This window comes from Hymenobacter psoromatis (genome assembly GCF_020012125.1).
Taxonomy (GTDB): domain Bacteria; phylum Bacteroidota; class Bacteroidia; order Cytophagales; family Hymenobacteraceae; genus Hymenobacter; species Hymenobacter psoromatis.
Genome location: NZ_JAIFAG010000001.1, coordinates 3,231,604 through 3,245,203, shown reverse-complemented (window position 1 = coordinate 3,245,203; position 13,600 = coordinate 3,231,604). Strand labels below are relative to the sequence as shown.

The window sequence follows — 13,600 nt, the reverse complement described above, 5'->3', positions numbered from 1 at the left end:
AGCCCTCCCCAACCTAAAGCGCCAGCTGCGCCACATGGTGGGCGGCAAAGCCGCAGGCGCTCGTCATGCCCTTGCCCCCTATGCCGGTGACGATGTGAATGCGCGGGTCGGGCGAGTGCTGAAATACCTCGCCCGATTTGCTCTGCGCGTAATAGCCATTCCAGGCGCGCTGCATGCGCCAATCGGGCAGGTCCAGCATGCGGCGGGCTTCGCTCAGCATCAGTTGGTTGAGGTGGTCGTAGTTATTGAAATCCAGGTTGTCAGCCTCGGCCAGGTCGGCGTACTCGTGCGTGTCGCCCACGATGATGGAGCCATCCAGCGCCTGCTTAAACAGGAGGTGAATGCCCCACTGCCGCAGGTCGGCGTCCATCGGCTCGGCCAGGAGCTGCGCAAACGAGGGGCAGTCGTGGAAGGCATGGTAGCGCCGGATGCTCAGGCCGGTGAGCACCGAGCCCGGCAACCGCACCTGGGGTAGGGGGTAGGTAGCCAGCATCTGAAGCTTAACCAGCTGCAAGTCGCTCTGGGCGAACACGTCCGGGAACAGCAGCTGGCAGTCGCGGCCGTTGCAGACCAGTACCTGCGCGGCGCAGTAGCGCTGGCCGTGCACGTCGGCCACCTCACAGCCGCTGGCGTTGGCCGTCACGGCCAGTACCGGCGTGGCGGGGCGGTAGTCGAGCTGCCACCGCGCCACTAGGTAGGCCAGTAGCTTGTGAATCAGTAGGTCGGGCTCGGCCGTCACTTCCTGTTCAAACAGCAGGCCACCCACGCAGTAGCTGGCGCGCACGGGGGGCAGGCGCTGCCGGCACTCGGCCGCCGTGAGCAGCCGCGAGGCGTAGCCGAGGGCCGCGTACTGGGCGTGTTTTTCGGCCAGTACCTGCAGCTCCAGCGCGGTCGAGGCCAGGTAGAGCGAGCCATTTTGCCGGATGGAAATATCGCATTCGGCCTGGATTTTCTGGTAGGTTTCGAGGCTCACGCGGGCGTAGTCGAACCACTCGCCCGCGGCCATGCCGGAGGTAATAACCTGACCGAAGTTGCGCACGGTGGCTTCCATCGGGCGGGCGTCCTTTTCCAGCAGCAGCACCTTCAGGCCGCGCTGCAAGGCGAAGTAGGCGTGGAAAGCGCCCAGCGCCCCGGCCCCCACCACAATCAAATCAAACGAGTTTTCCATGAGCAGGCCGCCTGCTTGTGGCGGCGGCGCAAACCTACGGTTTGTTGCCTCATAGGAAACTATGCCCGCCGTTACGAATGCGTTATTTCTGCGGCCCGGCGGCCCTAGCCTGGCTTGCCCTACCCCCCCGCCGGCCGCTAGTCGGTGTGGCGCAGCAAATACACCTTGAAGAGCCGGGCGCGCTGCGGCGTATCGTTGCGCACCGAGTGCGCCAGAATGCCGTCGAAGTACAGCGTATCACCAGGTTCCAGGCTCACTTCTTCATCTTTGAAGCCGTAGCGCACCGTGCCTTCCAGCACGTGCACCAGCTCCAAGGCATTGGTGGAAAGGGGTTTGCGATAGGTATCGGGGCTGATGATGACCTCGTTCACGCGCAGGCTGTAGCCGGCCAGGTCCTGCGAGAGCAGGTAGTGGTAGAGCAGGCCCTTGGAGTCGTCGCGCTTTTCGGGGCGGCCCGCATGGGCGCGCACCAGCAGGTAGGGCGCGGCTACGTCGCCGTTGATATTCTTCACCAGCGTCGAAACATCCACCTCTAGCGAGTTAGCAATTTCAATCAGTACGGAAAGGGAAGGCACGGTGCGAAAATTCTCGATTTTGGAGAGCAGGCCCGCCGAAAGGCCACTGCGCTTGGCCAGCTCGCGCAGGCTCATCTTCTTGGCTTTGCGCATTTCCAGGATGCGCAGGCCGATTAAACTCAGCTTGTCGTGCTTCATGCGGGTAAGTTGGTGACGAAAAGCATAACGCAAAGGTGAATTGGGACCGCGCCCAGGGGCCGGGGATGAGCGTATATTTGTTGCATATTTGTCAACAATTAAGCCTCCTTATGCCCCTTCCCCAACTTCTCGTACTCGATATGGCGGGTACCACCGTGCGCGACCAGCACGAAGTAGAAGCCTGCTTTGCCGAAGCCGCCGCCGCTACCGGCCTGCCTGCTACGTCCGCCCGCATCCTGGCCGTGCAGGGCCTGGCCAAGCGCTTCGTGTTTGAAACGCTTTGGCGCGAGCAGCTCGGGGCCGATGCTCCCGCCGCCGAGCTGGCGGCCCGCGTGGACCACTCGTACCAGGTGTTTCGGGAGGTGCTGGAAACCCACTACCGCACCGCCGAAGTCGTGCCCACGGCGGGCTGCCTGGAGCTGTTCGCCTTTCTCAAAAGCCAAGGTATTCGCCTGGCCCTCACCACCGGCTTCTACCGCGAGGTGACGGACCTGATTCTGCGCCGCCTGGGTTGGCACGTGGGCCTCAACGCCCAGCACCGGGGTAGCGCGCAGTCCGTCATTGACTTATCTATCGCCAGCGATGAAGTAGCCGAGGGCCGCCCCGCCCCGCTCATGATTCAGCAGGCAATGCAGACCTTCGGCATCACCGACCCGCGCCAGGTCTGGAACGTGGGCGACACGCCCTCTGACCTAGAGTCGGGCCGCCGCGCCGGCTGCGCCCGCAGCCTGGGCGTGGTCAACGGCACCCATTCCCACGCGCAGCTGGCCGCCTGCCCTAACGATGGCCTGCTGGCTTCGCTGGCCGAGTTGCAACAGCAGCTGCAAGCCGAGCTGGTGCCGGCCTAGTCGGTGCCGCCGGGTGTGGGTGGCCCGGCGGGCATCAGCCAGGCATTCACGGTGTTGTGCTGGCCCTCGACCACGATTTTATAAAAGGCGGCGGGGTAGGCCAACCGGCTGATGGCCAGGCGCTGCCGGGCCGTCGGCACGGTGCCCAGCAGCACGTAGTCGTCGGAGCCCCCGGTTTTGAAGTTGTTGGTCGGTGTGGCCCACACCCGCACTTGTTCGGGCTTCGCGGCCAAGGCCTCCCAGCTGATGCGCAGGCTATCGGGGCCAGCCGCCACCCGCGGCGCGGCCACCGACACGGGGCCGAGCAGCGGCACGCCGTCCAGCTCGCGCTGCATAGTGGGGGGTAGGGACACTTGCATAAACCGGGCGATGGTAGGCAAAATATCTACGATGGCGACCGGCTCGCGACGGGCGTAGGCGTTCACGTTCTTATCGCTGAGCACTAGCCAGGTAGCGCGCTCGCGGGCCGACTGCCCGCCGTGGTTGCGGCCGGTGGCCGCGTCGCGGCCGTGGTCGGTGGTGAGCACCAGCAGCCAGTCTTCGCCGAAGTGCTGGCGGCGGTAGGCCAGGGCCGCTTGCAGCTCGCCGATTTGGGTGTCGAGGTAGCCTACGGCGGCGCGCAGTTCGGGGCTGTCGCCGTGGCGGTGGCCCATGTCGTCGGTGTGCTCCAGGTATACCCACGACAGGTCGGGGCCGTTTTGGCGCAGGCACCGGGCGGCTTCGGCCACCACTTTATCGTCAATGACGTGGGTATAGCGGCTGCCTTTATCGTGGGGGTAGGCTACGGTATCTAGTTCGTAGCCATCGGCTTTGTAATCGAAATGCAGGTTGCCGACCGCCGGCAGGCCCTCGCCCACCAGCTTGGTGCGGTTATCGGTCCAGGTCGAGAAGATGGCGATTTTGCGCGCCGGCTGCTGCTCTTTCAGCACCCGAAAAATGGTAGGGTAGTGATAGTTGGGCGCTTTAATGGCGTTGCCCCACACGTTGTGCTTGTAGCCCCAGGTGCCGGTGAGCAGGTCGTTGTAGCCGGGGGCCGAGATAGTGGGCGTCTCGGTATACGTGCCCACCTCGCCGCCCACGTGGGCTTTCAGATAAGCCCCGCCCGTGATGAGCTGCCGGATGTGCGGCACCGGGGCCGCTTCCAGCACATCGGCCGGAATGCCGTCGGCGATGAGGAACACGACCTTGCGCACGGGCGGCCGGGCCGCCGCCGGGTAAGCGCTCAGCAAACTCAGCAGCAGGAGGTAGCAGGTTTTCATAGGTAATTTGATGAACGAAACAGCACGCCAGGTTTTAGCGCGTAATAGGCGCTACTGCGCGCCCAGCACCGCCCCGATGGGCTGGCCGGTGGCCGGCGTGGGGGCGTAGCGCTCGCCCAGCAGCGCGGCCAGGGTGGCGGCCACCTGGTTTTGGTACAGCTGGCCGCTGGTGGCCAGGCCGGTAGCGGGCGTATCGGGCCCCAGGGCCGCCAGCCAGATTTGGTCGGAGTCGAGAGTTTGCTGGCCGTGGCTTTTCCACTGGCCGTCGGCGGCGGCACCGCGGCCGTGGTCGGTGGTGATGAGCAGGGTCGTCTTGCCCCGGTACTGCGGGTCGCTTTGCAGATAGGCCCAGAGCTGGCGCAAAAATTCGTCGGTGTAGTGCGCCGCGTGCAGGTAGGCCCCGTACTCGCCGGCGTGCGCCCAGTCGTCGGTGTCGCCGAAGCTGACGAAAAGTACGCGCGGGTGCTTTCTCTTCAAATACTCCAGCGCGTAGCCATACGTAAATGCATCGAGGCGCTCCTCGCCGAAGGGGCTGGGCGTGCCTACTTCCAGCTGATTGAGCAGCTGCTCGCCGGGCGTAAGGCCGGGGCCGGCGGCTAGGCGCTGGCCCGCGTTCACGGGCAGGCCGCTGCGCTTCTCATTGAGAATGTACGGAAAAGCCTCCCACGACCCGAACGCTGCCACCTTGCCTTTGAAAGCGGGCTGCTGGTTCAGGGTTTCCAGCACGGTCACGTTGGGGTTGTCGAGCGGGTCGTTGCTGTGGATGCGGGCGTTGTCGGCGGCCCCGGTCAGGATTTCGTTGTAGCCGGGGTAGGAAAACCACTGGGTATTGGTCACGTTCACCAGGCTGCCGGCCGGCCGGTCGCCGTAAAGCTGCCCTTGCTTCACCACGGTATTCCACAAAAAAGGCATCAGCGCCTGTCGGCGCTCCGCGGCCGTGCCCTGCCCAAACGTGCGCCGCAGCGCCGCCTGGTTGGGGTAGTAGTACTTGCTTTGGCGAAACAGCGTGGTGTCGGCCCCGCCAAATACCTCTTGCCAGCGCATCCCGTCAAGGGTCACGAGCACCACGTTTTCGGTGCGGTGCGCAGTAGTTTGGGCGGCGGCGCGGCCGGCCAGAGCCAGGGTAAGCAGGAGAAAAAGCGGACGCATGAGTTGGGGAAAGGGGGGTAGGGGCCGGGCGGACGGTGGCGTCGCGCATTGTCAGTACTAGCTTATTTTTCCAAACTAAAAAAATAAGCTAGTAGCGGTGGTAGGATATTTTTTTGATTTGGAAAAATATCCTACCAATCTTGAAATTGTATAGGAGTTCGTTAGGCCGTCATTCTGAGCGCTTGACTACTTCCTAAATCACGCTTATTTCAGCAAATACATCACGCCGTTAATGTCATCATTGCCGCCATACTGGCTGGTCAGCGCCGCCTGATAGTTATCCGTATTAGCGGTGCGCTCCGAGGCGGGATATTTGAAGCGCAACGCGATGCGGCCGCCGTTGCCGGTGCCGGGGCCGGTAGTGAAGGTGGGCACGCCGGTACGGCGGTAGTTGTAGTACGCCTCCAGGCCCGAGTGGCGGAACAAAGCCAGGTATTTCTGCTGCAAAATCTGGGTCAGGCCGGTGCTACCGCCGGCGTACTGCACGGCCGTTTGGGCGTAGTAGCTTTCGTAACTGACCGGGATATTGTAGGTATCGTAGTTCGCGGTCACCGTGACGTCCGTCGAGCCTGGCCGATAGAAATACGCCACGTAGGTACCATTGGCGGGTAGACCGTAAAAGGCCATTGATGCCTGAATGCCCGCCGCATAATAGGTTTCGGCATTGCCCCCGGCCAGCCAGCCGCGGTTAATGCCCTCGGCGATGTTGAGGGCCAGCTCGGGGTAGCCAATCTGGATGTCGGGCTCGCCGGTGAGGGTCGAGAAGTAGCGCTTGCGGTTCAGAAACGAGTACTGCTGCAAGCCGGCATCCACGTACATCACGCCCAGGTCGAGGCCGGGGTCGGCCCCCACGAACGACGAGAAGGCAGTCGGGCTTTGCTTTTGATTGTCTACCAAATCGCGGGCGGGCTCACAGGTAGCAAACACGCGCGGGTCGTTCAGCTGCGTGAGCAGGCCCACGTAGGTAGCGGCCATGTTTTTGCGCGAGCCGTCCTGGCCGAAGTTGCGGTTGTTGTTGGGGTAGAAGTTGTTGGTCGCCGCCACGTAGGTATACTGCATATTATCGGCAGCGCTGGTCATGAGCGGGTACTTGGTGGGGTTGCCCACGATGCTGGCAAACTGCCCGGCCACATTCAGGTCGGCGTCGCCGTTCTTCTTGCTCAGCTCCAGCAGCAGGCGGATGCGCAGCGTGTTCACCACCTTTTGCCACTTGCTCAGGTCGCCGCCAAAGTAGATGTCGCCATTAATAGTGGTCGTGCCGCTGGCCAGCAGGGTAGTCAGGTCGGCGTTGGCGGTTTCCAGCCACTTAAACGACTGCACGAATACGGCCTTCTGCAGGTCGTACATCGGTGTGAGGCCGTCGAGGCCCAGCAGGGCCTGGCTCTCGGGAATATCGCCCATCTCCAGGCTCATGCGGGTGAAGAGGTAGGCCCGGAAGAAATTGCCCAGCGCCTCGTAGGGGTTCACGGTGGGCGAGCCGGCGGCCAGCGCCTGCTGCTCCATCAGGCCCACGTTCTTGAGGGTGGTGTAGTACGTAGTGCCACTGCCGAAGTCGTAGCGGTTGTTGCCGTAGTAGTCGTAGTTATTGAGGTAGTACTGGTCAATGGCTTCGTACTGGCCGTTGGGGGCCTCGTAGGCATCATTAAGAATGCCGGTAAAAAGCAGCGAGGCCGGCACGGCGTTGGGTTTGTTCTCGTTGACGGTCAGCTCATCCAGGGTCTTGTTGCAGCTGGTCGTGGCCAGGGCGAGGGTAAGGAGCAGCCCGCCGGTTTGGAAGATATTTTTCATGCGAAGAAGCGGCAAGGCGGTTAAAAAGTAGCTTTCAGGTTGAGCCCGTAGCTGCGCACGGTGGGCGATTGCAGGCCCGTGACCGCAACGGCCCCGTTGTACTGGTCCAGGTCCACGTCTTTGAAGCGCTTGTCGCCGTAGAAATACAGCAGGTTGCGCCCAATCAGCGACACCGAGACCTTCTGGATGAAGGTGCCGGCCAGCAGCGAGCCGGGCAGGTCGTAGCTGACAATCACCTGCCGCAGCTTGCCGAAGGTCTTGCTCATCAGGTTGGATTCCTGCACGTTGTAGTACTTGCTCACGTAGTCTTGCACGAACGCCCTGGTCGTGTTGGGACTAAACTGCAAGGCTTCGGGATTTAGAATGGCCCCCGTCTTGGAATCGTAGTTGATGCTGGCCCCGTTGCTGATGACTACCCCCTCGCCCACGTAGGAGCCGGTGTAGTTCTTTACGCCGTAGTTCTGCCAGTCCAGGTAGCGGGCATCACCCAGCGCGCCTTCAGCGGTGAGGGCATTGCGGCCGCCGCGCATGGTCTTATTAAACATATAGTCGGTGGTCACGCCGCCCACTGCGCCGTCAAACTGGAAGTTCAGGCCCACCGACTTATAGTGAAAGTCGTTGAAAAAGCTCCAGGTAAATTTGTTGTTCAAGTTGCCCAGGTTTTGCAGCACCGGGTTGGTGAGGGGCTTGCCGGCCGCGTCGTTCACAATCTGCCCGTCGGGGGCGCGCACGAAGGCCGTGCCGTAGAACTTATCGGTGCGGTCGCCCTTGGCGAAGAAAGTCTGGTAGCTATCCTGGCCGGCCGGCAGCTCGTCGTACACTTCCTTGTAGGTAGCGTAGTTCACGAGCACGTCCCAGCTAAAGCCGCTGGGCGAGCGCACCGGCGTGCCGGTCAGGCTCACTTCGTAGCCCGTCTTCTTAGTTTTCAGGGCGTTGATGTACTCCGTGGTGTAGCCGGTGGCCGTCGAGATGGTATTGGGCAGGATGCGCGGGCCATCCAGGTACTGGAAGGCGGTAGCGCTCAGGCCCAGGCGGTTTTGCAGGAATTTGACGTCGAGGCCCTGCTCGTAGTTCACGCGGGTCGTTGTCTTCAGGTTCTGCGCAAAGAGGTTGTCCGAGCCGTAACCGGCTGCCTGGTTGTTGTAAGGCTTGCTGACGGAATAGGAAGAAGTGAGCGAGTAGTCCGGCCCGTTGTAGGGCGAATTATAGGTATTGCCGTAGCCGAGCGGGTTGGTAAAGAGCGAGTTGCCGGTGGTGCCCCCAAAGGCCGTGATGGAATTAAATGGGGCTGGCCCGATGGTGGCCGAAGTGGCATCGGCGCGCACGTTGGCGTAGGAGCCGCGCAGCTTCAGGAAGGAAATGGCCGTGGGCAGCTTAACATAGTCCGAAATCACGGCCGCCACCGACACGCTCGGGTAGAAGTAGGTGGTAGGCACCTGGAAGGCCGACGACCGGTCCACGCGGCCCGTGGCCGAGATGGTGGCATACTTGCCCAGCGAGGCATCCAGCGAGTAGTAGGCGCTCAGCACCCGCATCTGCGAATTGAAGCTCGAAGACTGCACCGGGTTGAGCGAGTTGCTGAACGAGTACACTTCCGGCACGTTCAGGTAGTCGGTCGAAGTCCAGTTCGAGTTATAGGTCATGTTGCGCGCATTAGCCCCTACTAAGCCGCTCAGGCTCAAGAAGCTGCCTACCTGGTAGTTGTAGCTCAGGAAGGTTTCGGCGTTGTTGTCGAACAGGTTGCGGCGGTCCTCACGGTAGTCGCCCAGGTTGCCCTCGCGGCCGTAGGGGTGGGCCGAAAATGGCATCTTCTCGGTGCGCAGCAGGTTGTAGGTGCTGATTTGGGTGCGCAGTGTCAGGTTCAGGTGCTCGTCAATCTTGTAGTTGCCGGTAAGGTAGCCGTAGGTATCGTTCTTATAGTGGCCGCGGGTCCACTTCTCCACCATCAGCCAGGGGTTATGGTAGCGCTGGTACTCGGCAAATACCGACTGCGTTCCCACCTTGCCCGGCTGCCAGATGCCCTTGATGTCGGGTGCGTTCACGTCCCAGTCGGCCCCAGTCCACACGGCCACGTTGTAGAGCAGGCTGTTGGGGCCATAATCCACGTCGGGAATATTGTCCGTGAACTGCCGGTTGAAGTCCAGATTTGCCTCAATCTTAAACCGCGGGCTGGGGTTGAACGAGCCGTAGAGGTTGAAATTGACGATGTTGAGGTAGTTGTTCGGGATGTAGCTGTTCTGCTTTTGCTGCGACACCGAGAAGCGCGTGGTGTAGTTGTCCCCGCTGGCACTCAGCGCGATGTTGTTATTGGTCTGAAAACCCGTGCGCAGGAAGTGCTTGAGGTTATCGGCCCCGCGCGCCAGCCAGGGCGTACCCTGGCGCACCCCGTTCACCACCGGCGAGTCGTACTGCGGAATCAGCTGCCCATTGAAATACGGCCCCCACACGTCGTAGTCGCCATCCACACCGCCCGGCGCGCCGCCCTTGCCATCCACAAAGGTGTAGAACGTGTTTTCGCCCGGTCCATACGAGTTTTGCAGGCGCGGAAACGTCAGAAAGCTGTTGTTAATTACGTTGCTGCTGTTCACTTCCACCGTGAAGCCCTTCTTGTTCTGGTTGCCCTTCTTGGTGGTAATCAGGATGGCCCCATTTTGGGCGCGGTTGCCGTAGAGGGCGGCGGCGGCCGGGCCCTTCAGCACGGTGTAGGTTTCGATGTCGTCGGGGCTGATGTTCCAGGTATCGGTATCAATCGGGAAGCCATCCACCACATAAAGGGAGAGCGAGTTGCCGCGCAGCAGCACGTTGGGCGCGCGCAGCAGCTCGGCCGATGGCCCCACGCTCAGGCCCGCCACCTTGCCGGTAAGGCCCGAAATAGGGTTGGGGTCGCGGGCCTGCGTAATGGCCGCGCCGCTCACTTCCTGCACCGCGTAGCCAATTTTGCGCACTTCTTTCTTCACGCCCAGCGCCGTCACTACCACCTCATCCAGCGCCTTGAGGTCGGTTTGTAGCGTCACGGTCAGCTCCTTCTGGCCAGCCACCGGCACCAGCCGCGTAGCGGAGCCAATGAGGCGAAACTCCAGCACGTCGCTGGGCTTGGCCTGGATGATAAAGCGGCCATCCGAGCTGGTGGTGGTGCCGTTGGTGGTGCCCTGCACCAGCACCGTCACGCCGGGTAGGGGCTGCTTGGTGTCGTCGGTGACAAGGCCGCCGATAGTGGCCGCCTGGGCCAGCGCGAGCTTCGGCACCAGGCTCAGCAGCAGCAGTAGCCAGGCCAGGTTAAGTTGGTGGTAAAATTTGGTCATTGGAAAAAGGAATGAGGTTGAGGCTAGGGTAGCGCCCCGGCCGGCGGCGCGTTTAGTTATTTTTTGGCTCTTGCAAATGCTTTAAAGTCAGTTTTTTCAAAAAGTCCAGACTACCCACCGGCTGGTCGGCCACCTTGGCCTGCTCATCCCACTGCCGCAGTTGCAGCATGATGTCGGCGTCGGGGTCCTGCTCAAAGGCGGCGGCCTCGGCCGCGCTCATCACCCCGCCCTGAAAAGCCAGCGTGGCCCGGCTGGCCCCCGACAATTGGGCCAGGTAGCTGGGGTACTTATGCGTGAGGTAGCGCTTGGCCTGCACGTGGCTCTCCACCAGCCGCGCCAGCCGTGCCGAGAAGCCCCGCGCCCGCAGGTAGTCGGCTCCCAGCCGCTCGTGGTCCACCGCCCCGAAGCCAGCCATCGAGGGCGCTCCGGCCGCGGCGCAGAGGTGGCCCAGGTCGTGGAAAAAGGCAGCCAGCACCACCTCGTCGTCGGCCCCCGCCGCCTGGGCCAGTGCCGCCGCCTGCCACATGTGGCCCAGCTGCGACACCGGCTCGCCGATGTAGTCGGCGTCGCCATGAACCTGGTAAAGCTTAAAAATTTCGGCTACGATAGCCCGTTGCTTAGCAGTTGTTATTTCCATCTCAAAAGGCGTCGGAAAAGACAAGGCGCGGCCCGTGGCCCGGCAAAACCGGGTCAGGCATAAGAAATAAGTGCTACTCGTGGGTCGAAACCGGGGCTAACGCGAGGTGTCGGAATGGCGGCCGCCAGGGGCGGTAGGGAGGCCGAGGCAAGGCCGGCCGAAGCCGGAAAGGCGGCAAAAATGAGGCGCGTATAAGTTGTTTATGCCTCAGAAATAGTCCTACTTTATGTTGACAAAGTTCTGGCGGCTGTTTCGGGAAACAAGCCCCACTAGTTCATCAAATCGTTACCTAATCACTACCAAATTTTTCATAGGAGGAAACAGGCAGACTACTTTAGGCTAAGGGTATGCTGGCCGTGACTACCGGCCGGCGCTCTTGGGTGAGGTAGAAAACCAGGGCCGCGCCGGCCGTGACTACCGCTAGCCCGGCCAGCGCCAGAAAGGCGTGGCCCCAGCCCTGGCGCTGGGCTAGCGCGCCCGTGAGCCAGAGCGCGCCCGTACCGCCGGCATAGCCCACGGCATCCACCAGGCCCGAGGCCGTGGCCGCGCCCTGCTGCCCGCCCGCATCAAGCGACATGGCCCCGGCCAGAAACGAATACGGCCCCAGCAGCAACAGCCCCACCAGCGAGGTGAGCACCAGCGGCCCCAGGCTGCCGGTGGCGGGGCGGCTCATGGCCAGCAGCACCGGCACCAGCCCCAGGCAGGCGGCCAGTAGTAGCGGCCCGCGCTGCCCCCGCAGCCAGGCATCGGAGAGGTAGCCCGCGCCTAGTATCGATACCATCCCAAAAACTGAGTAGAGCGCGCTGTACTGCGAAGCCGCGCTTTCCGATAAGTGCGCTGCCTCCACCAAATAGGTCGGCACCCAGAAGCTAAACGCCTCGCGCAACGCCGTGAAACCAAACGAGAGCGCCAGTAGCAGCAGAAAAGCCGGGCTGCGGAAATAAGGCCCCAGCAGCTGGCCCAGCGAAGCGGGCCGCCCAGTGGCCGCGTCGGGGCCGGCAAACAAGCTGACCGGGCTGGCCGGCGGTACTGCCAGCCCCACCTCGGCCGGGCTTTCGTGCAGGCTGCGCCAGTTACTGAGCGCCACGGCCGCCAGCGTGCCCGCCGCCGCCAGAAAGAGCCCGCGCCAGCCCACGCCCAGGGCCAGCAGCTGCCCCAGCGCCAGCTTGGCCACGATGTCGCCCACCAGGTAGCTCAAGCTCAAAATGCCCATGATGCGGCCGTAGGCGCGGTACGAAAACCAGTTGGCTGTCGTTTTCACCAGCCCGGCCCAGCCCATTGACTGCACCAGCCGGTTAGCGGCCCACGCCGCGAAAAATACCCCTACCCCCTGCCCCAGCCCGAACACCACCGTGGCGGCCACCGAGCCCACTATGCCCAGCAGAAAAATCTTCCTACCCCCCAGCAAGTCGCCCAGCACGCCATTCACTACCTTGCCCGCCGCGTAAAATAGCACGCCTACCGAGGCAATCTGGCCCAGCACCTCCTTGTTCAGCCCCCGGCTGCCAAATTCGCGGATGAGCAGCGGCGCGGCCACTGCCAGGTTGGAGCGGCACAGGTAATACGCGCTGTAGCCGGCAAATAAGCTGGCCGCCGTGCGCCACTGCCAGCGCTGCAAGGTGGTTTGGGGCGGGGTAGCGAGCATAGGGCGGGCACTAAAGTCACTCCCAGCAACTCATTCTCGGGAGCTAATTACCCGCAAATTTGCCCGGCGTATAACACCCCATTGTTGTCGTTAGGTTACGTATTTGTTGATAAAAGTAGGTCATTAATTTACCTATATGCAACACAATGCGGAAGCTTACGCGGTAGTGAAGCGCGTGGTATATCGCGTGGTTCAGTTAAATAGTAGCTGGCTAAAAGGCTGCTAATTAGGATTAAGAGTCAGCATCTTATCCCCGCTCTATCACCACCGAAGGGTAAAGAATTGTTATTCCGAAGCCAACAGAAAAGCCCCCAAAGAGCCGTCATCAGATTGATTTACGGCTCTTTGGGGGCTTAACTAAGACCTCTCTTCGGGAAGGGTCGATAAATATTTCCTAGTACCCGGAGCCGGAGTCGAACCGGCACACCTTGCGGTAATGGTGTTTGAGACCATCGCGTCTACCGGTTCCGCCATCCGGGCGAGAACGATTCCGCTGGTGCCGGTAGGTCACGAGCGGGCCGCAAAGGTAGCCAATTGCTGGCGAAGCCGCAAGAGGTAGCGCTTTTTCAGATAATAAGTCCGCACCTGGGCCAGTGCTGCCGGGCGGTGGTCGGGGGGTAGGGCGGGGTAGCCAGCCAATACTGGCTGAATGCCCGCATCCAGGGTGTCGGCGAGGGCAGTTACTTCGGTGCTAAGGGTAGCCGTGGCGTCGGCGTTGGTCTCCATTTCCAACTCCATCAACTGCTCGTTAAGGTCCATGACTTCCATCAGAAAATCAGGTGGCAACTGGTTCTGGGCGCTGCCTTCTTCCAGCATTCCGTGTTGGTTCAGCAGGTAGGCCATGCGGGCATCGGGGTCAGCCAGGGTGCGGTAGGCGTCGGTGTTGAGGGTGCTCAGGCGCAGAGCCTCGGCCTGCGCGGCGGGGGTGTCTTGGGCGTGAAAATCGGGGTGTAGCTCGCGGCTAAGCTGATAATATTTGGTTTTGAGGGCAGCCCCGTCGAATAAAAAGCCCTCAGGTAGGTCGTAGAAAGCGAAGTAGTTCATGAAATATGGGGTAAGCTTCAGCTTGCTTTAACGTAAAAAAAGTCCGT

The 13,600-nt window shown here is 61.9% G+C and carries 10 protein-coding genes and 1 tRNA gene; 1 reads left to right on the top strand and 10 read right to left on the bottom strand.

From position 1 onward, the window contains the following. Positions 1-13: 13 nt before the first annotated feature. Entirely contained in the window at positions 14-1,168 is a 1,155-nt protein-coding gene (locus tag LC531_RS14130; protein WP_223651259.1) for a TIGR03364 family FAD-dependent oxidoreductase, read from the bottom strand. Positions 1,169-1,305: 137 nt separating this feature from the next. Beyond that, complete coding sequence (locus tag LC531_RS14125) at positions 1,306-1,881, bottom strand: helix-turn-helix domain-containing protein (RefSeq protein WP_223651257.1); 576 nt, start codon at positions 1,879-1,881, stop codon at positions 1,306-1,308. Between the two features lie 110 nt (positions 1,882-1,991). On the opposite strand from LC531_RS14125, the gene LC531_RS14120 reads away from it, so the two are divergent. Further along, positions 1,992-2,729, top strand: a complete 738-nt coding sequence (locus LC531_RS14120) for an HAD family hydrolase (RefSeq protein WP_223651254.1) — start codon at positions 1,992-1,994, stop codon at positions 2,727-2,729. On the opposite strand, the gene LC531_RS14115 is transcribed toward LC531_RS14120, so the two are convergent. From LC531_RS14115 to LC531_RS14080, 8 genes are all read right to left on the bottom strand, one after another. Further along, the gene (locus tag LC531_RS14115) at positions 2,726-3,988 is read right to left on the bottom strand and encodes an alkaline phosphatase family protein (RefSeq protein ID WP_223651252.1); all 1,263 of its coding nucleotides are present in this window, start codon (positions 3,986-3,988) and stop codon (positions 2,726-2,728) included. The genes LC531_RS14120 and LC531_RS14115 overlap by 4 nt on opposite strands. Before the next feature lie 51 nt (positions 3,989-4,039). Further along, a complete protein-coding gene (locus tag LC531_RS14110; protein ID WP_223651250.1) occupies positions 4,040-5,137 on the bottom strand; it encodes a sulfatase-like hydrolase/transferase in 1,098 nt (365 codons plus the stop codon). Positions 5,138-5,341: 204 nt separating this feature from the next. Beyond that, complete coding sequence (locus LC531_RS14105; RefSeq protein WP_223651248.1) at positions 5,342-6,925, bottom strand: SusD/RagB family nutrient-binding outer membrane lipoprotein; 1,584 nt, start codon at positions 6,923-6,925, stop codon at positions 5,342-5,344. A gap of 20 nt (positions 6,926-6,945) precedes the next feature. Continuing rightward, on the bottom strand, positions 6,946-10,227 hold the full coding sequence (locus LC531_RS14100; RefSeq protein ID WP_223651246.1) for a SusC/RagA family TonB-linked outer membrane protein: 3,282 nt from the start codon (positions 10,225-10,227) through the stop codon (positions 6,946-6,948). Between the two features lie 52 nt (positions 10,228-10,279). Further along, positions 10,280-10,864 (bottom strand): HD domain-containing protein, encoded by a 585-nt coding sequence (locus LC531_RS14095; RefSeq protein ID WP_223651244.1) that lies wholly within the window; start codon positions 10,862-10,864, stop codon positions 10,280-10,282. 334 nt (positions 10,865-11,198) lie between these two features. Further along, complete coding sequence (locus tag LC531_RS14090) at positions 11,199-12,509, bottom strand: MFS transporter (protein ID WP_223651242.1); 1,311 nt, start codon at positions 12,507-12,509, stop codon at positions 11,199-11,201. Between the two features lie 398 nt (positions 12,510-12,907). Then, a tRNA-Leu gene (locus LC531_RS14085) sits at positions 12,908-12,989 on the bottom strand. A gap of 27 nt (positions 12,990-13,016) precedes the next feature. After that, positions 13,017-13,553 (bottom strand): iron-sulfur cluster co-chaperone HscB C-terminal domain-containing protein, encoded by a 537-nt coding sequence (locus LC531_RS14080; RefSeq protein WP_223651240.1) that lies wholly within the window; start codon positions 13,551-13,553, stop codon positions 13,017-13,019. Between the last annotated feature and the right edge of the window lie 47 nt (positions 13,554-13,600).

Bases quoted from the DNA above. Each gene is read 5' to 3' on its own strand.
- LC531_RS14130 (WP_223651259.1), bottom strand. From the start codon at position 1,168: ATGGAAAACTCGTTTGATTTGATTGTGGTGGGGGCCGGGGCGCTGGGC.
- LC531_RS14125 (WP_223651257.1), bottom strand. From the start codon at position 1,881: ATGAAGCACGACAAGCTGAGTTTAATCGGCCTGCGCATCCTGGAAATG.
- LC531_RS14120 (WP_223651254.1), top strand. From the start codon at position 1,992: ATGCCCCTTCCCCAACTTCTCGTACTCGATATGGCGGGTACCACCGTG.
- LC531_RS14115 (WP_223651252.1), bottom strand. From the start codon at position 3,988: ATGAAAACCTGCTACCTCCTGCTGCTGAGTTTGCTGAGCGCTTACCCG.
- LC531_RS14110 (WP_223651250.1), bottom strand. From the start codon at position 5,137: ATGCGTCCGCTTTTTCTCCTGCTTACCCTGGCTCTGGCCGGCCGCGCC.
- LC531_RS14105 (WP_223651248.1), bottom strand. From the start codon at position 6,925: ATGAAAAATATCTTCCAAACCGGCGGGCTGCTCCTTACCCTCGCCCTG.
- LC531_RS14100 (WP_223651246.1), bottom strand. From the start codon at position 10,227: ATGACCAAATTTTACCACCAACTTAACCTGGCCTGGCTACTGCTGCTG.
- LC531_RS14095 (WP_223651244.1), bottom strand. From the start codon at position 10,864: ATGGAAATAACAACTGCTAAGCAACGGGCTATCGTAGCCGAAATTTTT.
- LC531_RS14090 (WP_223651242.1), bottom strand. From the start codon at position 12,509: ATGCTCGCTACCCCGCCCCAAACCACCTTGCAGCGCTGGCAGTGGCGC.
- LC531_RS14080 (WP_223651240.1), bottom strand. From the start codon at position 13,553: ATGAACTACTTCGCTTTCTACGACCTACCTGAGGGCTTTTTATTCGAC.